The sequence below is a fragment of the Pantoea sp. RIT-PI-b genome (assembly GCF_001187905.1).
Lineage (GTDB): Bacteria > Pseudomonadota > Gammaproteobacteria > Enterobacterales > Enterobacteriaceae > Pantoea > Pantoea nemavictus.
The window spans coordinates 217,476-237,604 of sequence record NZ_LGIS01000020.1; the positions used below are offsets into that span (position 1 = coordinate 217,476).

21 protein-coding genes are annotated in these 20,129 nt (G+C 53.0%); 10 read left to right on the forward strand and 11 right to left on the reverse strand.

Translation table 11 applies throughout. The features are described from left to right. Positions 1-18 precede the first annotated feature (18 nt). Entirely contained in the window at positions 19-1,401 is a 1,383-nt protein-coding gene (locus AC790_RS13685; protein ID WP_049852159.1) for an MFS transporter, read from the reverse strand. A gap of 192 nt (positions 1,402-1,593) precedes the next feature. Here AC790_RS13685 and kdgR point away from each other — a divergent pair, with 192 nt between their 5' ends. Then, a complete protein-coding gene (gene kdgR, locus AC790_RS13690; RefSeq protein ID WP_049852160.1) occupies positions 1,594-2,385 on the forward strand; it encodes a DNA-binding transcriptional regulator KdgR in 792 nt (263 codons plus the stop codon). A 36-nt stretch (positions 2,386-2,421) separates the two neighbouring features. On the opposite strand, the gene AC790_RS13695 is transcribed toward kdgR, so the two are convergent. Further along, positions 2,422-2,658: a YobH family protein gene (locus AC790_RS13695; RefSeq protein ID WP_008110416.1), complete on the reverse strand. Its 237-nt coding sequence runs from the start codon at positions 2,656-2,658 to the stop codon at positions 2,422-2,424. A 218-nt stretch (positions 2,659-2,876) separates the two neighbouring features. On the opposite strand from AC790_RS13695, the gene AC790_RS13700 reads away from it, so the two are divergent. The 4 genes from AC790_RS13700 (at position 2,877) to rlmA (ending at position 5,150) form a co-directional block, all read left to right on the forward strand. Beyond that, positions 2,877-3,152 (forward strand): YebO family protein, encoded by a 276-nt coding sequence (locus AC790_RS13700; RefSeq protein ID WP_007889620.1) that lies wholly within the window; start codon positions 2,877-2,879, stop codon positions 3,150-3,152. Between the two features lie 683 nt (positions 3,153-3,835). Further along, positions 3,836-3,910 (forward strand): DUF2627 domain-containing protein, encoded by a 75-nt coding sequence (locus AC790_RS24745; RefSeq protein WP_110866451.1) that lies wholly within the window; start codon positions 3,836-3,838, stop codon positions 3,908-3,910. 83 nt (positions 3,911-3,993) lie between these two features. Continuing rightward, entirely contained in the window at positions 3,994-4,203 is a 210-nt protein-coding gene (gene cspE, locus AC790_RS13705) for a transcription antiterminator/RNA stability regulator CspE (RefSeq protein ID WP_007889622.1), read from the forward strand. 140 nt (positions 4,204-4,343) lie between these two features. Further along, the gene (gene rlmA / locus AC790_RS13710) at positions 4,344-5,150 is read left to right on the forward strand and encodes a 23S rRNA (guanine(745)-N(1))-methyltransferase (RefSeq protein ID WP_049852161.1); all 807 of its coding nucleotides are present in this window, start codon (positions 4,344-4,346) and stop codon (positions 5,148-5,150) included. Here rlmA and AC790_RS13715 read toward each other — a convergent pair. The 4 genes from AC790_RS13715 to manX all read right to left on the reverse strand — a co-directional run bounded on the left by AC790_RS13715 (position 5,147) and on the right by manX (position 8,388). Then, entirely contained in the window at positions 5,147-5,605 is a 459-nt protein-coding gene (locus tag AC790_RS13715) for a DUF986 family protein (protein WP_049852162.1), read from the reverse strand. The genes rlmA and AC790_RS13715 overlap by 4 nt on opposite strands. A gap of 92 nt (positions 5,606-5,697) precedes the next feature. Beyond that, positions 5,698-6,543 carry a PTS mannose transporter subunit IID gene (locus AC790_RS13720; protein WP_007889639.1) on the reverse strand — a complete coding sequence of 282 codons (846 nt, stop codon included), beginning with the start codon at positions 6,541-6,543 and terminating at the stop codon, positions 5,698-5,700. Between the two features lie 14 nt (positions 6,544-6,557). Then, positions 6,558-7,358, reverse strand: coding sequence for a PTS mannose/fructose/sorbose transporter subunit IIC (locus AC790_RS13725; RefSeq protein ID WP_007889646.1), 801 nt, complete (start codon positions 7,356-7,358; stop codon positions 6,558-6,560). Positions 7,359-7,416: 58 nt separating this feature from the next. Further along, positions 7,417-8,388, reverse strand: a complete 972-nt coding sequence (manX, locus tag AC790_RS13730; RefSeq protein ID WP_007889647.1) for a PTS mannose transporter subunit IIAB — start codon at positions 8,386-8,388, stop codon at positions 7,417-7,419. A gap of 510 nt (positions 8,389-8,898) precedes the next feature. Between manX and AC790_RS13735 the strand changes: the two genes are divergently transcribed. Then, complete coding sequence (locus AC790_RS13735; protein WP_049852163.1) at positions 8,899-10,464, forward strand: TerC family protein; 1,566 nt, start codon at positions 8,899-8,901, stop codon at positions 10,462-10,464. A 79-nt stretch (positions 10,465-10,543) separates the two neighbouring features. On the opposite strand, the gene AC790_RS13740 is transcribed toward AC790_RS13735, so the two are convergent. From AC790_RS13740 to pabB, 4 genes are all read right to left on the reverse strand, one after another. Next, positions 10,544-12,106, reverse strand: coding sequence for an EAL domain-containing protein (locus AC790_RS13740; RefSeq protein WP_049852164.1), 1,563 nt, complete (start codon positions 12,104-12,106; stop codon positions 10,544-10,546). A gap of 229 nt (positions 12,107-12,335) precedes the next feature. Then, positions 12,336-13,700 carry an L-serine ammonia-lyase gene (locus tag AC790_RS13745; protein ID WP_049852165.1) on the reverse strand — a complete coding sequence of 455 codons (1,365 nt, stop codon included), beginning with the start codon at positions 13,698-13,700 and terminating at the stop codon, positions 12,336-12,338. Positions 13,701-13,892: 192 nt separating this feature from the next. Further along, complete coding sequence (locus AC790_RS13750) at positions 13,893-14,462, reverse strand: CoA pyrophosphatase (RefSeq protein WP_049852166.1); 570 nt, start codon at positions 14,460-14,462, stop codon at positions 13,893-13,895. A gap of 1 nt (position 14,463) precedes the next feature. After that, positions 14,464-15,822, reverse strand: coding sequence for an aminodeoxychorismate synthase component 1 (pabB, locus tag AC790_RS13755; RefSeq protein WP_049852167.1), 1,359 nt, complete (start codon positions 15,820-15,822; stop codon positions 14,464-14,466). Positions 15,823-15,932: 110 nt separating this feature from the next. Here pabB and AC790_RS13760 point away from each other — a divergent pair, with 110 nt between their 5' ends. Further along, a complete protein-coding gene (locus AC790_RS13760; protein WP_007889653.1) occupies positions 15,933-16,133 on the forward strand; it encodes a YoaH family protein in 201 nt (66 codons plus the stop codon). Positions 16,134-16,146: 13 nt separating this feature from the next. Here AC790_RS13760 and AC790_RS13765 read toward each other — a convergent pair whose 3' ends face one another. Continuing rightward, positions 16,147-16,491 carry a RidA family protein gene (locus AC790_RS13765; RefSeq protein WP_007889654.1) on the reverse strand — a complete coding sequence of 115 codons (345 nt, stop codon included), beginning with the start codon at positions 16,489-16,491 and terminating at the stop codon, positions 16,147-16,149. Between the two features lie 124 nt (positions 16,492-16,615). Between AC790_RS13765 and AC790_RS13770 the strand changes: the two genes are divergently transcribed. The 3 genes from AC790_RS13770 to AC790_RS13780 are packed head-to-tail and all read left to right on the forward strand — an operon-like array spanning position 16,616 to position 19,931. Continuing rightward, the gene (locus AC790_RS13770) at positions 16,616-18,526 is read left to right on the forward strand and encodes an ATP-dependent DNA helicase (protein ID WP_007889655.1); all 1,911 of its coding nucleotides are present in this window, start codon (positions 16,616-16,618) and stop codon (positions 18,524-18,526) included. Between the two features lie 52 nt (positions 18,527-18,578). Continuing rightward, positions 18,579-19,277 (forward strand): tRNA (adenosine(37)-N6)-threonylcarbamoyltransferase complex dimerization subunit type 1 TsaB, encoded by a 699-nt coding sequence (gene tsaB, locus AC790_RS13775; RefSeq protein ID WP_049852168.1) that lies wholly within the window; start codon positions 18,579-18,581, stop codon positions 19,275-19,277. A gap of 60 nt (positions 19,278-19,337) precedes the next feature. Beyond that, on the forward strand, positions 19,338-19,931 hold the full coding sequence (locus AC790_RS13780; protein ID WP_007889657.1) for a Slp family lipoprotein: 594 nt from the start codon (positions 19,338-19,340) through the stop codon (positions 19,929-19,931). Positions 19,932-20,129: the final 198 nt, after the last annotated feature.

Below are 20,129 nucleotides of genomic sequence, written 5' to 3' on the forward strand. Positions count from 1 at the left end.
ATGGCGCCCTTGTTATTTCTACGATTCAGCTGGCTGACGGGATTGCGTCATGCGCGCCAGACTTACCACGGCAGCGACGGTGGCAAAGCTACCGGCTAACACCAGCGATGCATGCGTACCGCTGTCGTTGAACAAATTAAACATCAGCGCTACCAGAGCTGCGCCGCTACTTTGTCCGACCAACCGTGCAGTGCCTAACATACCGCTGGCGCCACCGCTGCGATTACGCGGTGCAGCGGAGATAATGGTGTGATTATTCGGTGACTGGAACAAGCCAAAACCGGCACCACATAGCATCATGCGCCAGATAATATCGGCATCGGTTGGCTGAGTGGGCAGCAACGCCAGCAGGAACAGACCGGCAGCGAACATGGCTAATCCCAATCCGCCCAAAAGCCCGGCATGGAATTTTTCGATCAGTCGACCGGCAATCGGCGCCATTACCATTGTCGCTAACGGCCACGGTGTGAGAAGCAAGCCGGTTGCCACTTCATCACGACCCAATACATTCTGCAGGAAGAATGGCAGTGCGACCATCGCCAGCATTTGTGCGCAAAACGAGCAGATTGAGGTGCCAATTGAGAGAGAGAAAATTGGAATGCGCAGTAAATCGACCGGCAGCAGCGGCACCGGCATCGATAACTGACGACGAACAAACACCACACCAACTAACACTAACGCCACCAGTTCCGCCACGATCAACCAGCCATTTTGGCCCTGAGAGAAACCACTGAGTGCAGAAATCAACAGACCAAAGAACAGCGCATTCATGATGGCACTCGGCATATCAAATTTTTGCTGCTTAGCTTTCTGCGTGTTATCTGGCAGGAAGCGCAGCGCCAGCCACAATGCCAAGATACCCAGTGGGATGTTGATGAGGAATAGCCATTTCCAGCTGGCGACAGAGAGAATCGCCGCCGCCACGGTTGGCCCTGCAGCGCTGGAAACGGCAACAATCAGTGAGTTGATCGCCATACCGCGCCCGAGAAAGCGCTGCGGATAGATGATGCGTATCAGCGCGGTGTTGACGCTCATGAGTGCTGCACCACCAAAACCTTGCAGTACACGCGCCACCGTCAGCATATTCAGTGACGAGGAGAGGGCGCAAAACAGGGATGTGGCGATGAACAGCGCCAATCCGACCTGATAGATGCGGCGATAGCCGAGCATATCACCGAGAAATGACAGCGACAGCAGCGAAATCACGATAGCAATTTGATAAGCGTTAACGATCCAGATCGATTCGGCCGGACTGGCGTTAAGTTCGCGTGCAATGGTCGGCAAGGCAACGTTAGCGATAGCGCCGTCCAGCACCGCCATCATGATGCCCAAAGCGATGGTGATAATCGCGCCATAACGTTGCGGAATAGGTAATCCATCCTGAGAAACGGTAGCAGACATAAATAGGATAAGTGAAGGAAGTGAATATCATCATGCTAATCAATTCGCTGCGGAAAAGCACCGCATTCATTGACATAAAATTACGTGTGGATGTGTCACTTAACCTGAGTCGTTGCTGCAAACCTGCTGAAACGCATATACTGCCATTTCTGTTCCGTTTTTTTTGAAACACCGTTGAAAAGGATATGCATCATGGCGAACAATGATAATGATAAACAACCAGACTCCGTTTCATCGGTGATGAAAGTGTTTGGCATTTTGCAGGCGCTGGGTGAAGAGCGCGATCACGGTATAACCGAATTATCCCAACGGGTAATGATGTCGAAAAGCACGGTTTATCGCTTCCTCCAGACCATGAAATCGCTTGGCTACGTGGCGCAGGAAGGGGAAAGTGAGAAATATTCGCTGACGCTGAAGCTGTTCGAGCTCGGTGCTAAGGCCCTGCAGAACGTTGATTTGATTCGCAGTGCCGATATCGAAATGCGAGAACTTTCGCGCCTGACCAAAGAGACCATTCACCTCGGCGCGCTGGAAGAAGACAGTATCGTTTACATCCATAAAATTGATTCGCTCTATAACCTGCGTATGTATTCACGCATTGGACGCCGTAATCCGCTGCACACCACCGCCATTGGTAAAGTGTTACTGGCGTGGCGCGATCGAAGTGAAGTGCAGGAGATCCTGAGCGAAGTTGAATTTCGTCGTAGCACGGCGAAGACCATTGTAACCGCCGATGCGTTGCTGGCAGTGTTAGATCAGGTCAAAGTGCAGGGATTTGGCGAAGATAATGAAGAGCAGGAAGAGGGCTTACGCTGCATTGCAGTACCGGTTTTTGATCGCTTTGGTGTGGTCATTGCGGGGTTGAGCATCTCATTCCCAACCATCCGCTTTTCAGAAGAAGGGAAAAATGAATACGTTGCGATGTTGCATCGTGCTGCACGCAATCTGTCAGAGCAAATGGGCTATCACGACTACCCTTTTTGACAGGAATAACGGGCTGTTGCCAGCCCGCTTAAACACTTAATTGTCGACCACTTCACCACTTTTCTTCAGTAACGGACAATCCGTTACGCCAACAATGCCGCTGTCTGTGTGCAGATACTGCGCCGTGATCATACCGCGCGCGGTCAGATAGCTGCACTGCAGCCCCAATCCCGCCGCATTCTTATTGCTGCCGGTAAGCACGCCATAGCCTGTCAGCAGCATGGCTAACCAAATCAACGCAACCAGCATAATTGTCCGAATGAGTAGTTTCATCTTTTCTCCTTGTGATACATAACGCAGCTCTCCCGTAGTTGCTGCCAGACCTACTGTAGCAGCATGCCTCGCTTTAGCCATCGAATCGATCAGAGATAACTGAAAGAGTGAGCAGGGCGGGATATTCTGCTTTCAGCGGCTACCCATTATCTTTTGCGCTAGCAACGAGTAGAATCAGCGGCGGAGTAGATGTTTGATTTTTGACTATAGAGGCAGTTATGAACGAATTAGCCGCAAACACCAGTCCGCTGTTCACCTATGGCGTCCTGGCCATCATCATTATTGTGGCCTTTATTGCCTGGTTTTTCGTCAATCGGGCTAGCGTGCGCGCCAGTGAGCAGATCAGCCTGCTGGAAGCGTTAATAGAAGAGCAAAAGAAGCAGAACGCGCTGCTGCGACGTTTGGTAGAGGCTCAGCCATCTACAGCAAAACCCAACGCGGATGAAGACGCGGATGAAAAACACGATTTTATTCGGATGATACCGGAACGTTAAGCATTAAGTAATACGCTTCAGCCATGATAACGGCGACCGCTTGCGCACTGAAATGGTGCGCAGCAACCTGAGTTAAAGTAATTGAGCAAGGTGTTCTAACAGCGAAGCGTTGCGGTTTAGCCTGGTTGGTGAATATCAACCAGGATTAATCCTAAGGTGATTTTGTTAAATCAAGCTCAATGATGTTTTTTTTAACATTTAATTGTTGGCTGCATAGTTAAAATTGAGATAAATGCCACGTAATGTTAATGCGTTTAAATGGGGCGTATATTATTCCGGCCTCCTGATTTTGGTGCAAAACAATTAATAACTTATACTGGTTAAATCTATTTGTACAAGATTTGTACAGGGCGGGGTTGTTGTGCAGCAAGCTGAATTTTTAGTGGAATATTTTATTGATGCCATATTAGTGCAATATTTTTAGCGTAATGTTAACCGCTTAAATTGTACCGAATTAACTGTTACCGCTGCGCTTGACGAAGCAACATTCTGACGCTAAGTATACTGACTAGTAACCCTTTTTTTGGCGGTTAGTGCAGGTTGCGGCATTATCTACGTGAGTAAGTTGCTCGATGTATTAACTAATTATGTGCGTCACGTCGATCACTGTTTAAAAATGGCTTGCCATTAATTTGCGGATATGTGATAACAAATCGTGGGTCAAACGAGGTACAGTTCTGTTTATGTATGGCATCTTCAGTAAAGAAGTTACGAGTAAAGACGTTGACGTTGAATACCGCTTCCTTGCCGAACCTTAAATTAGTGCCTCATTCAGTAATGTCTCTGGTTTATCTGTAAGTCTGCCTGCGGGCAATATAATCATTGAAAGGAAATTTGCGAAATGGCAAAGATTAAAGGTCAGGTTAAGTGGTTCAACGAGTCTAAAGGTTTTGGTTTTATTACTCCTGCTGACGGCAGCAAAGATGTGTTCGTTCACTTCTCTGCAATCCAGGGCAATGGTTTTAAAACGCTGGCCGAAGGCCAAAATGTTGAGTTCGAAATCCAGGACGGCCAGAAAGGTCCTGCTGCGGTCAACGTTACCCCAATCTGATTTCGCCCTCAGGCTCGGTGCCATGCACCACTGAAACGAATCTTAAAGCCCTGTTTAATGAACAGGGCTTTTTCTTTAGGCTTTCTGTCGTCAAACGATCAAGGTAAACTGCGCCGCGTAAAGCTAACCCGGAGTTGTCTATGTCGTTGATTTGCCCACTTTGTCAGCAGCCACTATTACAGCAGGCCAACAGTTTCCGCTGCGATGCCGGCCACCAATTTGATCAGGCCAAAGAAGGGTACGTCAATCTGCTGCCGGTGCAGCATAAAGGTTCGCGTGAACCGGGTGATAGTGCAGAGATGCTGCAGGCTCGTCGCGCATTCCTTGATGCTGGACACTACCAGCCTCTACGCGCTGCCGTCGCGGGAATACTTACTCAGCATCTCAGCGAGCAAGCCGCGCAGGTATTAGATATCGGTTGCGGTGAAGGCTATTACACTGCAGCGATGGCGGAAGCACTGCCTCAGGCACAATTATGGGGTCTTGATGTGGCGAAGGCGGCGATTCGCATGGCATCCAGGCGCTATCGCGAGGTGAAATTTTGCGTGGCGTCCAGCCAGCGCTTACCCTTTGCGGATGCGACTTTAAATGGCATTGTACGCATTTATGCGCCGTGTAATGAAGATGAATTGCGCCGTGTGATTAAGCCTGGCGGATTGCTGATAACCGTTACGCCTGGCCCGCAGCATTTGCAGCAGTTTAAGGCGCTGATTTATCGCGAGGTACAGCTGCATGCGGCGGAAGAGAAAATGTACCCTGGCTTTAAGCAGGTCGATCAACTAAACCTGCATTACGCTATGACATTGAGTGGGACAGCGGCAGTGAGCTTATTGCAGATGACGCCGTTTGCCTGGCGTGCGCGTGAAGAGGTGTGGCAAAACCTCGCGGCATCCAGCGCGTTTAACTGCGATGCCGATTTTACACTGACCTTGTGGCAGCGTGATTAACGCGCTTCCACCAGCGTGTGGTAAATTTTTTCCAGATCATCCAGTTGTTTGACGGCAATCAGCAGGCGGCGTTTTTCGAGCTGCATCACCAGAATGCCGTCCTCCGAAAGATTCATACTCTGAATACGGCGATAATCGATCCACACGCCGCCAAAAAATAGACCCTCATCCTTCATCAGCAGTTTTGGACTGCGAATCCAGAATAACCAGATCGACATAAAGCACAGCACCATCAGCAAATTGGTGGTGAGCTGCGTGCCATGGTTATCGATGTTGTTCCACAGCAGTATAAGCAGCAGGACCACGAAAATGGCGCTATCGATCTTATGTCGGCGACGCAACGCCACGCGAAGTTTGGTTGGGCCATTGCGGCGTGGCAGAATCGCTTCATCATAAATAGCGAAAAGTACCAGGCCGGCAATCAGCACGGCAATAAGGGCGTCAGTCAGTGACATTAGGTGTTCTTCCTCAACCGAAATTACCTCAACGTGGGCGCTCAGGTAATGCCGTTCGAAAATAGCCGGGAGACACGCTCCCGGCTTGATGATTACAGACCGAGCAGGCCGATCCAGTAACCAAAGATCCCGATGGCGAAGAAGCCAACGATAATCCACAACGCGTTAACCTTACGACGCAGCAGCCACATACAACCAAAGGTTAGCAGCAGCGGAATCAGTCCCGGCATCAGCTGATCGAGAATGGATTGTACCGTGGTGACGGTCGTTTTACCGGTCTGATCGGTAATCCGCGAGACCACCAGCGGCACATTCACATGCGTCCACTTGTTGACCAGCGCCCCCATGACAAAGAGGCCGAGAATCGACGCGCCCTCCGTCAGTTTCTGTAGGAAACCACCGCCCATATCGCTAACGATATCGACGCCTTTACGGTAGCCGTACGCCACACCGTAATAACGCGTCAACAGACGTACCGCGTTAAACAGGATGAAGAACAGCAGCGGACCCAGCAGGCTGCCACTCATCGCGATACCTGCACCGAGTGCGGCAAATACCGGACGAACCGTACCCCAGAAGATCGGATCACCCACACCCGCCAGTGGGCCCATCAGACCCACTTTAATACCGTTAATTGCGGCATCGTCAATTGGCGCACCGTTAGCACGCTGTTCTTCCATCGCCATGGTCACGCCAAGTACCGGCGCCGCCACATACGGATGCGTGTTGAAGAACTCGAGGTGACGTTTAATCGCCTGTTTACGCGCGTCGTTGTTTTCCGGATAAAGACGGCGAATCACCGGCACCATTGAGTAGCAGAAACCCAGCGCCTGCATGCGTTCAAAGTTCCACGAACCCTGAAACAGGTTAGAGCGCAGGAACACACCGCGGACATCGCCAGGGGTGAGCTTCTTAGGAGTATTCGTTGTATCAACCATGATTTCACCTGTTCCTAGTCGAGTTCGTTATCGAGGTCATTGTTAGCAGGACCGGCGTTTGCAGCGCCTGCAACGCGGTTATATTTCGGTGCCAGCTGGATATACAGCACCGCCATCACCACGCCAATCACGCCGAGCGCGACCAGGTTGAAGTTGGTGAAGGCTGCAGTAACGAAGCCAAGGTAGAAGAACGGCATCAGGTAGCCTGCGCGCATCATATTGATGACCATCGCGTAACCGACTACCACGATCATGCCGCCGGCGATATTCAAGCCATTGGTGACCACTTCTGGGATGGAGTTCAGCAACTCCTGCACGATGCTGGTGCCGACGGAAATCGCCACAATCAACGCTGGAATGGCAATACGCATCGCCTGCAACACCAGTGCCGAAACGTGGATCCAGCTAATTGCGCTCAGATTGCCTTTCTCCGCAGCTTTGTCAGCGGCGTGCTGGAAGGCGACGGTGATGGTACGCACGATGATGGTCAGCACCTGTCCCGCGGCTGCCAGCGGAATGGCCAGTGCGATACCGGCACCGACGCTTTGACCGCCGGCAATGACCAGAATGGTCGAGATAATAGAAGCCAGCGCCGCATCGGGTGCAACTGCTGCACCGATGTTCATCCAGCCCAGTGCGATCATCTCCAGCGTACCGCCGATGATAATACCGGTTTTCATGTCGCCAAGAACTGCACCAATTAAGGTACAAGCCACCAGCGGACGGTGGAACTGGAACTCATCAAGAATCGATCCCATCCCGGCGATACAGGCCACAATAAATATCAAAATGATTTGTAGCGTGGTTATCTCCATTGCATTTCTCCTCTGCAAGGTCTGTAAAATTCGCCCACGTATGCAGGCAAAGGGCGAACTACGGATTGACCTTGGCGATCAGGTCCATCATTTTCAGTCGCTGATCGCTGGACACTTTACGCACTTCCAGTTCGATACCGCGCTCGTTAAGTTTGCGGAACGCGGCGATATCTTTTTCATCAACCGATACCGCGTTGTTCACCTGGGTTTTGCCCTGGCGGAACGCCATGCCGCCAATATTGACTGACTTGATGTCCACGCCTTGCTCAACAATCCTCACTACATCGGTCGGATTGGTGAACAACAGCATCACTTTGTCATGACCATATTTCGGGTTATTCCAGACACGCACCATTTTGTCGACATCCACCACGTGCGCGGTAACGCCCGGCGGTGCGACTTGGGTGAGCAACGTTTTACGCACATGATCGTTAGCCACTTCATCACTGACGACGATGATGCGGGTTACGTTGGTCTCTTTCGTCCAGCGCGTTGCCACTTGTCCGTGGATCAAGCGGTCATCGATACGCGCAAGGCCGATTTTCATATGATCACCCGGAGCCATTGGCTGTTGCGGCTGAGCAGGGGCTTTCGCCACCACCGGTGCCGCAGCCGCAGCTGCTGGAGCAGGCGTTTCGGTTTTAAGGGCTTTAACGCCTTCACGACCGGCTTCTACCGCGATGTGAATCAGTTCTTCCAGTGAAGGGTTGTCATCGCGTCCCATCAGCGTTTCCACCAGCATCGGGATGTTGACGCCAGCGATAACGTCGTAGCCAGGCTTATCCACCACAATACGGCTTGCCGCATTAAACGGACTACCACCCCAGGTATCGACCAGGAACAACACGCCCTTTGACGTGTCGAGATCTGCCAGCCGCGCCTGATACTTTTCGATTAGCGTTTCTGCATTTTCGCCGGGAACGAAATCAATCCATCCGACATTTTCCTGCTCACCCAACAGCATTTCTGCTGTTTTAAGCAACTGTTCTGCCGCCCAGCCATGTGTACCAATTACAATAGCAATGGTCACTTGCTACCTCCGTTCGCGTGAGAGATTCTCTGGCATTGCCGGGAATCATTGAAAATTACCGTTAGTGTTTCAGGTGGATCGTTAGGTCTAAGATGAAGAAAAGCATCAATAAATAAAACGAAACTATCCGCTGCACAGCGATAAGGTCGCGATTTATTTTAGTGATCGAAAAAATAAATTATGTGATGTTTGTCAGCTATTGAGAGCGTAACGGCGCTAATATGCACTTTTGTTCGTTATTCATGCGATTGCGTAGATATTTGTAAATGTAATAAATTTTTTTGACGTCGTTGATGTAACTGATACATTAGCCATCTGTTTATTACTCAGGAGTACCGGGCTTCAGCTCACCTTTATGGACCGTCACCGACGTCGCTCAACATGTTCTCTGCGCGTTCCTGCGCACGTTTCCACGCTCTCCAGCGTTATCACCGCCTGCAACGATCCTTCGTCTCGCCCTCTGGCGCAGACTCAATTTCGTGCGCCCGTTAGTTCGGCAAGGAGTCATTGATGGAATTTCTCTTCGACCCCTCAATCTGGGCGGGTTTGCTCACGCTGATCGTGCTGGAGATTGTTCTCGGCATTGATAACCTGGTGTTCATCGCCATTCTCGCAGACAAATTGCCGCCGAAGCAGCGTGATAAAGCCCGTCTTATCGGCCTGTCGCTTGCACTGGTGATGCGTCTGGGTCTGCTGTCGCTCATCTCATGGATTGTTACGCTGACGCGGCCCCTATTCAGCGTAGGCGATTTCAGCTTTTCTGGACGAGATTTAATTCTGTTGTTCGGTGGTTTGTTCCTGTTATTCAAGGGAACCATGGAACTGCATGAACGACTTGAGAGCCGCGGGCATGAACATCAAGGCAATAAGAGCTATGCCAGCTTCTGGGCGGTGGTGATTCAAATCGTGGTGCTCGATGCGGTGTTCTCACTCGATGCGGTGATTACCGCCGTCGGTATGGTGAACCATCTGCCGGTAATGATGACCGCGGTGGTGATTGCGATGGGCGTGATGTTGCTGGCCTCAAAGCCGCTGACGCGCTTTGTCAACGAACACCCAACGGTGGTGGTGCTGTGTCTGAGCTTCCTGTTGATGATCGGTTTGTCGCTGGTGGCCGAAGGTTTTGGTTTCCACATTCCGAAAGGTTATCTGTACGCTGCGATTGGCTTCTCAATTATTATTGAGCTGTTTAACCAGATTGCGCGCCGCAACTTTATTCGCCACCAGGAACATCGCCCGATGCGTGAACGCACCGCCGAAGCGATTCTACGCCTGATGGGTGGACGCCAGCGTAAGCAGTCAGCCACGACAGAAGAGCATGCGTTGACCGAAGCGATGCCGCAGGAAGCGTTTAAAGATGAAGAGCGCTACATGATTAACGGCGTGTTGACGTTATCGCAGCGTTCCATCCGCAGCATCATGACGCCGCGCGGTAATATTTCGTGGGTGGATGTATCGCGTCCGCTGGATGAAATCCGTATTCAACTGCTGGATACGCCGCACAGCTTGTTCCCGGTATGTCGCGGTGAGCTGGATGAAATTATCGGTGTGGTGCGTGCGAAAGAGCTGCTGGTCGCGTTGGAACACGGTATGGATGTCGCAACCTTTGCTGCTAACACGCCGGCGATCGTGGTACCTGAGACATTAGACCCGATCAATCTGCTGGGCGTGCTGCGCCGTGCTAAAGGTAGTTTCGTGATCGTCACCAACGAGTTTGGTGTGGTGCAGGGCTTAATCACGCCGCTGGACGTACTGGAAGCGATTGCCGGTGAGTTCCCTGACGAAGATGAAACGCCAGATATTATCGCCGATGGCGACGGTTGGTTAGTGAAGGGCGGGACCGATCTGCACTCGCTGCAGCAGTTACTGGATCACCACGAACTGGTGAAAGCCGATGAAGATCACGCGTCGTTAGCCGGTTTGCTGATAGCGCAAAAAGGCCAGCTGCCGCTGCCAGGTGAGGTGATCGATCTGCCGCCGCTGCATTTCCAGGTGATTGAGGCGACCGATTACCGCATCGATCTGGTGCGCGTGACCAAAGATAAGCCCTTCGATCATGAAGAGCATGAAGAGTAAGTAACGCGCGCGATGTGAACGAAAACGGCCATTCCGCAAGGAGTGGCCGTTTTTTTATGGGTGAAATATGTGGAAAAGTTTAGGCGCTCAGCTGGGCATGATGTTGCGCCAGCCACAGCGGAAAATCTTCAATCGGCATGGGACGCGCGTAGAAATAGCCTTGTAAATGATCGACGCCGCGCTCACGCAGATAATGCGCCTGCTCGGCCGTTTCTACACCTTCGGCAACCAGCGAAATATTCAGGCGTTGCGCCAGTGAAATCACCATATCGGTGACGGTGGCGTTAATCGCATCAGTACCAATCGCGGCGGTAAAAATTTTGTCGATCTTCAAGACATCCGGCTTGAGATCTTTCAGATAAGCCAGCGAGCTGTGACCGGTACCGAAATCATCAATCGCCAGGCGCACGCCAATATCATGTAGCTGCGCTACCACCGATTGGTCGATCACCGGCAAGGCATCGCGTTCGGTCAGTTCGACCACCAGCTTCGGCATTGGATTGGCAGGCCACCAGATACTCTGCAGATCCTCAACTATCGCGCGGTCGCGGAAGTGGCTGGCGGCAACGTTAATCGCAATGTGGAACGACGGACATTGCGGCAGATTCGGCAGCTCATTAACCACTTTCGCCAACACAAAGCGCGTTAATGGGGCAATCAGGTTTTGTCGCTCGGCCAGCGGAATAAACACGTCCGGCGCAACCCAACCCTGACGCTGGTTATGCCAACGTAACAGCAACTCCATGCCATCGCACTCACCGCTTTTAGCGTTTATCAACGGCTGGCAGTAGACCATAAATTCGTTGGCCGTGATGCCATAGCTTATCTGCCAGCTAAGACTCATACGGTTGGCCGTCGCCAGCCAGACGATGTAGCCGATTAACAGGCTGAGCATTAGCGCCAAAGGCAGCTGCGACGGTAAGGTATTCAGTGCCAGGCGCGCCGGGGAAGGGCCGTATAAGGTGATGCTGAAGGGGTAACGTAATGATGCCTGATCGTAAGCCACTTCGTCTTCAGAAGGCTCGGTCTGCTCAATCAGCGGATTACCGTACTCAAGGCTTTGTCCGCCGACGTTAAATATGGCGCGCTCAACCCATGGCAGCTGCGGCTCCAGCAGGTAATCGGTCATTAATTCAATATTGATGACTTGCAGCAATCCATCATGATTATCCAGCGATTTGGGCGTCCAGAGCAGCAGCACCGGCGATCCTTTTAACAGATCGTCGTCGGTCGCCAGCATCATGCGCTGGTTGTTGAGCGCCAGCTCAGGATAGGTTTGGCTGAAGGAGAGATTCAGTGGACCAAAAATGCTTGAGCAATACAGCGTATCGTCTTGCACCAGCAGCACGGTGCGCACGGTTTGCAGTGCGGCGATTTTCTCAATCAGCGGATAGCGCACTTGTGCGCAGGGCACACCGACCAAACCGAGGGTGTTATTGGCCGAAACATCCAGTGGCGAGAACATGCGATCGAAACGTTCAATCGCGCGGCTGGCGAAATTTAATGACTGCTGCTCAATACGTGATTTCTCTTCGATGTAGCGAAAAGTCAGCGTCAGAACCAGAACCAGCGAGGCGATCACTAACGCAATAAGCAGACGCTTACGGCGAAATTGACCCACAAATTGCTGGGGAATGAGCATCAGTAACCACCTTGCAAGACAAAGATTGAAGCCAAATTAACGTGAAGGTTATCGGCATTGAGGCGGCCAGGTTTAGTGCGGCAGAATAAAAAATCGGCACTAAAAAAAGCGCGGCCACTCAGGGCCGCGCTCGAAATCAATGTATCTGGTTTACTCAGTTGGAGGTAGCAACGGATGAAGAAAAAATTTCAACTGTTGCTTTAATCATCAATGAAGCGATGAGCAATGACTAGTCGCACTGGACCTTAATCGCCAGGCCGCCGCGCGAGGTTTCACGGTATTTGGCATTCATGTCTTTGCCGGTTTCGTACATGGTCTCAATCACTTTATCCAGCGAGACGCGCGGTTCACTGGTGCGGCGCAGCGCCATGCGCGCCGAGTTAATCGCCTTAACGGAAGCAATAGCGTTACGTTCAATGCATGGCACCTGAACCTGGCCCGCGACGGGATCGCAGGTCAGTCCCAGATTGTGTTCCATACCAATTTCCGCCGCGACACACACTTGTTCCGGGCTGCCGCCCAGCAGTTCCGCCAGACCCGCCGCGGCCATTGAGCAGGCGACGCCGACTTCGCCCTGACAACCCACTTCAGCACCAGAAATGGAGGCGTTCATTTTATACAGCACGCCAATCGCGCCAGAGGCGAGGAAGTAACGGATAAAAATGTCGGGGGTGACGGGTTCGATAAAGTGATCGTAATAGGCCAGCACCGCCGGGACGATACCGCAGGCTCCGTTAGTCGGTGCAGTTACCACGCGTCCACCCGCTGCATTCTCCTCGTTCACTGCCAGTGCGAACATATTCACCCAGTCGATCACGTCCATGGGATCGTTCGAGTGTTTATTTGATGACACCAGCAGACGACGCAGTGAGGCGGCTCGACGCGGTACACGCAATGGACCTGGCAGCACGCCTTCAGTGTTGAGGCCGCGATCGATGCATGCCTGCATGGTTTGCCAGACGTGGCCAAAATAGGCGTAAATCTCATCACGACTATGCAGCGCCAGCTCGTTTTTCATCACCAAACCCGACAGCGACAAACCGCTTTCACGACAGTGGCTAAGCAGCTCTTTGGCGGAATTAAACGGCCAGGGAACAGTCACTTCATCCAGCACCGGCTGACCGAAATGCTCTTCATCGACGATAAATCCGCCGCCAATGGAGTAGTACGTTTTGCTCAGGATCAGTAAATCACCCGCGAAGGCGAATACCGTCATGCCGTTTTCGTGCAGCGACAAGTTTTCGCTACGAAACACCATGCCGCCTTCGCGCGGGAAATCAACTTCACGTGCGCCGTTGGCTAACAGCAAGCGTTCGCGCTGCTCAACATCTTTGAAAAACGCAGGAATGCCGTCGATATCAACGGTGGCCGGTTCGTAACCCGCCAGACCCATGATAATGGCGATATCGGTGTGGTGACCTTTGCCGGTGAGCGACAGAGAACCATAGACGTCGACCGCCACGCGCGTTACGTCTTGCAACTTGCCTTGTTCGGCCAGCAGGTCAACAAACTGCTTACCCGCTTTCATCGGGCCAACGGTATGCGAACTGGAGGGACCGATGCCCACTTTAAACATGTCAAAAACACTAATCACAGGTGACACTCCTCACAAATCTTATTCTGCACGGCACAAGCCGTTTATGCGGCTAATAGTAATCGCCTGTGCCCTATTACGAGCAGCTTTTCGCATGAAATAAACTAATTATAAACCACAGAAATTGTTATCCGGCTGTACAGTTGTGAAGCGGATCGATTTTCGTGATGAAAGGCTAACGAAACGGGGGGATTACGGCAGCGCGATTTGCTGACCCAGCGCGCGGATGATGCCGGCCGTCATGCCCCAGATAAAGTAATCCTCATACCATGACAACCACACCTGATGTTGGCGATGGCCACGGCGTAGCGTGAGGTCACTATAACGGCTGAGGCGTAGCGCTTCAGCCAGCGGCATGGCAAAGGCACTTTCGACTTCGTCGGGGTTGAGAGACAAAGCAAGATCGGCGGGAATGATTCCCACCACCGGAGTAACGGCAAAACCAGTGCTACTGGTCACCGGTGGCAGAACGCCAATAATCTGTACCTGCTCCGGCTGAATCCCCACTTCCTCCTGCGCCTCTCGCAGCGCGGTGTGGATCAGCGAATGATCGGTGGCATCCTGCATGCCGCCGGGGAAAGCAACCTGGCCAGCGTGCTTCCGCAGATGAGAAGATCGACGTGTTAACAGTAAGCCAGGTTCAGCACCGTTAATCACCGGAACCAGCACTGCTGCGCGCCGTCCACTGATGGCGCTTTTGGTGGTCTGGAGCGGCGGCTGCAAGACAAAGCGGTTAAGAAATTGGTCCAGCGTTAAATTCATCTCAATTCTCATCGCGCAGGCTAGGCAGAATGCGGTTCACCTTGTGGAAGGTTTCCTGATATTCGGCGTGGAGTTCGCTGTCCGCCACTAATCCGCCGCCAGCGGCGCAGTAAAGTTGGTGGTTTTCAGCAATCAAGGTACGAATGGTGATGCTGGTGTCCATGCGACCGCACAGGCTGATGTAACCGATGCTGCCGCACCACGCATTTCGGCGATGCGGCTCTAACTCTTCGATAATCTCCATCGCGCGGATTTTTGGCGCGCCAGTAATGGAACCACCGGGGAAGCAGGCGCGCAGCAGATCGGTGGCGGTGAGCGTGGCAGGTAAACGCGCGCAAATGGTGCTAACCAGATGATGTACTGCCGGGAAAGGCTCCACCACAAACAGTTGTGGAACACTGACGCTGCCGGGCTCGGCAACGCGACCAATATCATTACGCAACAAATCAACAATCATCAGATTCTCAGCGCGATCTTTCTCTGAATTGGCGAGCTTCTCCGCCTGCAGGCGGTCGGCTGCTGCGTCAGCGAGGCGCGGCAGCGTGCCCTTAATCGGACGCGTTTCAATCTCCTGCTGCTGTAAAGAGAGGAAGCGCTCTGGCGACAAACTCAGCAGTACGCTGTTTGGCAAACGCAAGAAAGCGCTAAACGGAGCGCGATTGGCCTGGTTCAGGCGCAAAAATGCCTGCCACTCATCGCCGCGATAGCCAGCCTGAAAACGCTGTGCCAGGTTCACCTGATAGCAATCACCGGCTTGAATATACTCCTGCACCGCATGAAATCGCTGCGCATACTGCTCAAAACTGAGATTGGATTGCCACTCGCTGGTCAGGGCGAAAGGCTCCGTTTGCGGCGCGGTTTGTGTTTGTAGCCATTGCCAGCGCTGTTCCGCATCGGTGAGCGAGACCAGCGTCAGTTTTTGCTGATGGTGATCGGCGATCAACGCCCAGTCATAAATCCCCACCGCCATATCCGGCGTAGTGAGATCCTGCTCCGCACGCTGCGGCAGGGTTTCAAAGCGACGCCCCAGATCGTAGCCAAAAAGTCCGATGGCTCCGCCCTGAAAAGGTAAATCAGCATCAAAATCTGGCGTGCCACCGAGCTCAGCACATTGCTGCTGTACCAGCAGGAGCGGATCGGCCGCAGAGAGCATCACCTTATCGCCACAGACAATTTCGGTGTTTGCGCCACGTGTGGTTAGGGTAGCGCGCGGATCGGCACTCAGGATATCAAAGCGGTTATCCGCATGATCGGCCTGGCCAGAGGTCAGCAACATCGCCCAGCACTGCTGAGCAAGCGGAGCGAAAAGGTGTAACAGCGTTTCGGGCGTATACTTCAGAACGAGGCTTTTTACCATCATGGGACAAATCACTTCAGCAAGCAGGTCGCTAGCCTGGCATATTTTTTTGTTGCTGGCACCCGTTTGTTCCACGTGGTAATAATGCGTCCCCCTAGCATCAGGAGTGAATTATGTTTACAGGTCTTCCAGCGTTATCTCACGAACAACAACAACAAGCGGTTGAGCGCATCCAGGAATTGATGGCGGGTGGTATGTCGAGCGGTCAGGCGATTGCGCAAGTGGCGCAGGAGATCCGCCAAACCTATAAAGGGGAAGGCATTCGGGCGATGTTCGAAGACGATGAGGATGAAGAAGACGACGACAACGAATAACGCCCGAACAGATTTATAGCGCGGCGATAATTTTAATTTCGACTTTATACTTCGGATTCATCAAACCGGCCTGCACGGTGCATCGCACCGGCGCATTGCCCGGGGAAACCCACGCATCCCAGGCGCGGTTCATCGCCGGGAAGTCAGTTTTCTCGACCAGGAAAATCGTCGCGTCGAGAATTTTACTTTTATCCGATCCCACCCGCGTCAAAATGGCGTCAATCACCGCCAGCGCGTTGGCGGTTTGCGCTTCTGCATCTTCATCCAGATTTTCCGGTACGCTGGTGTAATACACGGTTTGGTTATGTACTACCGCTTCCGACATGCGGTGCTCCGCATCGATACGCGTAATGGTCATGCTGTTCTCCTTTAGTTTTGCTGCGCTAGCCTGCCATATCCCAGGGGCGAATGTCATCTGTTGTGGTTGGCAGGCGGGAATCCTGACATAATTACAGTGGTTTTTAACGATGATGTGAGGAAGTGTGGCAGACGATTTTGCAGCTGATGGCGCGCTAGCGCAGGCGATTCCGGGCTTTAAACCGCGTGAAGCACAGCGCCAAATGGCACAAGCGGTCACCGAGGCGGTTAAAAAAGGGGGCGAGCTGGTGGTTGAAGCTGGCACCGGAACCGGTAAAACCTATGCCTATCTGGCCCCGGCGCTGCGCGCGAAGAAAAAAGTCATCGTCTCAACCGGTTCAAAAGCGTTGCAGGACCAGCTGTACAACCGTGATTTGCCCACCATTGCGCGAGCCTTGAAGTTCAGCGGTAAAACTGCGCTGCTGAAAGGGCGCTCCAACTATCTCTGTCTTGAACGTCTGGAACAACAAAATCAAACCGGTGGCGACCTTAGCGTGCAGGCGCTGGGTGATTTGATCAGCGTGCGCGGCTGGTCGTCAGAAACCAGTGATGGCGATGTCAGCAACTGCAGCGGCGTGGCAGAAGACAGCCCAATCTGGCCTTTTGTCACCAGCACCAATGACAACTGCCTCGGCAGCGATTGCCCGTTGTATAAAGATTGCTTCGTAGTGAAAGCGCGAAAAAAAGCCATGGACGCTGATGTGGTGGTGGTGAACCATCACCTGTTTCTCGCCGATCTGGTGGTGAAAGAGGGCGGCTTTGGCGAACTGATCCCGGAAGCCGATGTGATGATCTTCGATGAAGCGCATCAATTACCGGATATCGCCAGCCAATATTTCGGCCAGCAGTTATCGAGCCGGCAACTGCAGGATCTCGCCAAAGACATCATCATTGCCTATCGCACCGAAGTGCGCGATGTGCAGCAGTTGCAGAAATCCGCCGATCGTCTGGCGCAGTGCGCGCAGGATTTCCGGTTGACGCTGGGCGAGCCCGGTTTTCGCGGTAACCTGCGCGATCTGTTAAGCGATAACAACATTATGCGTATGTTCACTCTGCTGGATGATGCGCTCGAGCTCTGTTACGACGTTATCAAGCTGTCGCTCGGCCGTTCAGCGCTGCTGGATGCCGCGTTTGAGCGCGCGGCGCTGTATCGCACACGTTTGAAGCGTTTGCGCGCCATTAATGAACCGGGCTTCAGCTACTGGTATGAGTGTAACAGCCGCCATTTCACGCTGGCGCTTACGCCGCTGTCGGTGGCGGAACGCTTCCGGGAAGTGATGGATAACCGCAAAGCTGCGTGGATCTTCACCTCGGCAACGCTGGCGGTGAATGAGCAGATGAGCCACTTCTCAAGCCGGCTGGGCGTGGATAACGCCACTACCTTGATTCTCGACAGCCCGTTTGACTACACCCAACAAGCGTTGTTATGCGTGCCGCGCAACATGCCAGAACCTAATCATCCCGGTGGTGCGCGTCAGCTCGCACGCATGATGAAGCCGCTGATTGATGCCAACAAAGGCCGCTGCTTCTTCCTTTGCACCTCGCACAAGATGATGCGTGAGTTAGCGATAGAGTTTCGTGCTTCAATGACATTACCGGTGCTGCTGCAGGGTGAAACCAGTAAAGGACAGTTACTCAAGCAATTTCTCGAAGCCGGTAACGCGTTGCTGGTGGCGACCAGCAGCTTCTGGGAAGGTGTTGACGTGCGCGGCGATGCGTTGTCGCTGGTGATTATCGATAAGCTGCCTTTTACCTCGCCGGAAGATCCGTTGCTGAAAGCGCGCATGGAAGATTGTCGCTTACGCGGTGGCGATCCCTTTAATGATGTGCAGCTGCCCGATGCGGTGATCACCCTGAAACAGGGTGTTGGCCGCTTGATTCGCGATACCGACGATCGCGGTGTGCTGGTGATTTGCGATCAGCGTCTGGTTTCTCGCCCTTACGGCGGCCTGTTCCTCAACAGTTTGCCGCCGACGCCGCGCACACGCGATATCGCGCGCGCCATCGAGTTTGTCCGCCAGCCAGTGGATCACTAATTTGTGCCAGGCTGTGATAAGATGCGCGCCATTTTGACTCTCTGAGGTTGTTATGTCCGTCCGAATTTTAGCCCTGGACACGGCGACAGAAGCCTGTTCTGCCGCGCTGCAAAATCTGCAGCAGATTGATGCCCGCTTTGAAATCGCCCCGCGCGATCACACCCAACGTATTCTGCCGCTGGTTCAGGAGCTGTTGCAGGCGCAGCAGCTGGAGCTGACCGCGCTTGACGTACTGGCATTTGGCCGCGGCCCGGGCAGCTTTACCGGTGTGCGTATCGGCATTGGTATTGCGCAAGGACTGGCGCTGGGGGCGAATCTGCCCATGATTGGTGTTTCCTCGTTAGCGACGATGGCACAGGGCGCCTGGCGCTTAACCGGTGCGACACGCGTGTTGGCGGCAATTGATGCGCGGATGGGCGAGCTCTATTGGGCCCAGTATCAGCGCGACGAACATGGCGAATGGCAGGGCGTGGAAACCGAAGCGGTGATCAAACCGGAAGTGGCGATGGAGCGTATTGCCGCGTTGAGCGGTGACTGGATGACGGTCGGCACCGGCTGGCAGGCTTACCCGCATCTTATGACCGCGCCGGGCGCACAGCTTATCGCCTCAGAGGTTTTACTGCCTGCGGCTGAAGACATGCTGCCGCTGGCGCTCAGCGCCTGGCAGCGTGACGAAGCGGTGGCGGTAGAGCATGCCGAGCCGGTTTATCTGCGGAATGAAGTGGCATGGAAAAAGTTGCCGGGACGCTAAGCGGCGCGCAACTTATCTGCACCGGTTCAGTCTAATCAGAGAAATAACAGGAGAAGTGCTATGCCAATAAGTCGTAAAGGGATGTCTGGCGCTCTGTTAGCCTGCGCGCTGCTGCTCAGCGGCTGTGTTTCGGTGCCAGATTCTATTAAAGGAAGTTCTGAGCTGCCACAGCAAGATTTACTGCGCGTGATGAACGCGCCACAGCTATATGTCGGTCAGGAATCGCGTTTCGGCGGCAAAGTGGTGAAGGTCACCAATCTTAACGGCTTAACCCGGGTAGAGATTGCCACCCAACCGCTGGATGATAGCGCGCGTCCGCGCTTAGGTGCCGCTTCGGTTGGCCGCATTTTTGCCGATATTCGCGGCTTCGTGGATCCGGTCGATCTGAACAATCAATACATTACGGTGCTGGGTAACATCAAAGGCATCGAAAAAGGGGATATCGGGAAGGCCAGCTACAACTTTGTGGTGATCGATGTACGCGGTTATCAGCGCTGGCATTTGACGCAGCAGGTGATGACACCGCCACAACCGATCGATCCCTATATTTGGTATGGCCCAACGCGCCATCGTGCGGGGTATTGGGGGCCTAATCCTTATTGGGGCATGAACCTCGGCCAGCCGGCGCAGGTGCAAACTATCCTCACCGAATAACGCTTTATCATTTAATTTACGGCCCGGTCGCGGTGCTTGCGAGCGGGCCTTTTTATTGGGCGCGCAACCGATGCGCGAAATTTAGTGATGCGCTTCGCAACCTGAAAATGCCGAAACAGGCAAACTGGTACAATCAGTTAAAATATTGTTAACAACACTGATTGTCGAGGCGGCGATGGCTACACAACAAGAATATCG

Excerpts from the sequence above, each read along its gene's own strand:
- kdgR (WP_049852160.1), top strand. The coding sequence starts at position 1,594 with ATGGCGAACAATGATAATGATAAACAACCAGACTCCGTTTCATCGGTG.
- pabB (WP_049852167.1), bottom strand. The coding sequence starts at position 15,822 with ATGATGGTAAAAAGCCTCGTTCTGAAGTATACGCCCGAAACGCTGTTA.
- AC790_RS13765 (WP_007889654.1), bottom strand. The coding sequence starts at position 16,491 with ATGACCATTACGCGTATCGATGCGGAGCACCGCATGTCGGAAGCGGTA.
- AC790_RS13760 (WP_007889653.1), top strand. The coding sequence starts at position 15,933 with ATGTTTACAGGTCTTCCAGCGTTATCTCACGAACAACAACAACAAGCG.
- AC790_RS13725 (WP_007889646.1), bottom strand. The coding sequence starts at position 7,358 with ATGGAGATAACCACGCTACAAATCATTTTGATATTTATTGTGGCCTGT.
- AC790_RS13715 (WP_049852162.1), bottom strand. The coding sequence starts at position 5,605 with ATGTCACTGACTGACGCCCTTATTGCCGTGCTGATTGCCGGCCTGGTA.
- AC790_RS13735 (WP_049852163.1), top strand. The coding sequence starts at position 8,899 with ATGGAATTTCTCTTCGACCCCTCAATCTGGGCGGGTTTGCTCACGCTG.
- rlmA (WP_049852161.1), top strand. The coding sequence starts at position 4,344 with ATGTCGTTGATTTGCCCACTTTGTCAGCAGCCACTATTACAGCAGGCC.
- AC790_RS13720 (WP_007889639.1), bottom strand. The coding sequence starts at position 6,543 with ATGGTTGATACAACGAATACTCCTAAGAAGCTCACCCCTGGCGATGTC.
- AC790_RS13780 (WP_007889657.1), top strand. The coding sequence starts at position 19,338 with ATGCCAATAAGTCGTAAAGGGATGTCTGGCGCTCTGTTAGCCTGCGCG.
- cspE (WP_007889622.1), top strand. The coding sequence starts at position 3,994 with ATGGCAAAGATTAAAGGTCAGGTTAAGTGGTTCAACGAGTCTAAAGGT.
- AC790_RS13695 (WP_008110416.1), bottom strand. The coding sequence starts at position 2,658 with ATGAAACTACTCATTCGGACAATTATGCTGGTTGCGTTGATTTGGTTA.
- tsaB (WP_049852168.1), top strand. The coding sequence starts at position 18,579 with ATGTCCGTCCGAATTTTAGCCCTGGACACGGCGACAGAAGCCTGTTCT.
- AC790_RS13740 (WP_049852164.1), bottom strand. The coding sequence starts at position 12,106 with ATGCTCATTCCCCAGCAATTTGTGGGTCAATTTCGCCGTAAGCGTCTG.
- AC790_RS13685 (WP_049852159.1), bottom strand. The coding sequence starts at position 1,401 with ATGTCTGCTACCGTTTCTCAGGATGGATTACCTATTCCGCAACGTTAT.
- AC790_RS13750 (WP_049852166.1), bottom strand. The coding sequence starts at position 14,462 with ATGAATTTAACGCTGGACCAATTTCTTAACCGCTTTGTCTTGCAGCCG.
- AC790_RS13700 (WP_007889620.1), top strand. The coding sequence starts at position 2,877 with ATGAACGAATTAGCCGCAAACACCAGTCCGCTGTTCACCTATGGCGTC.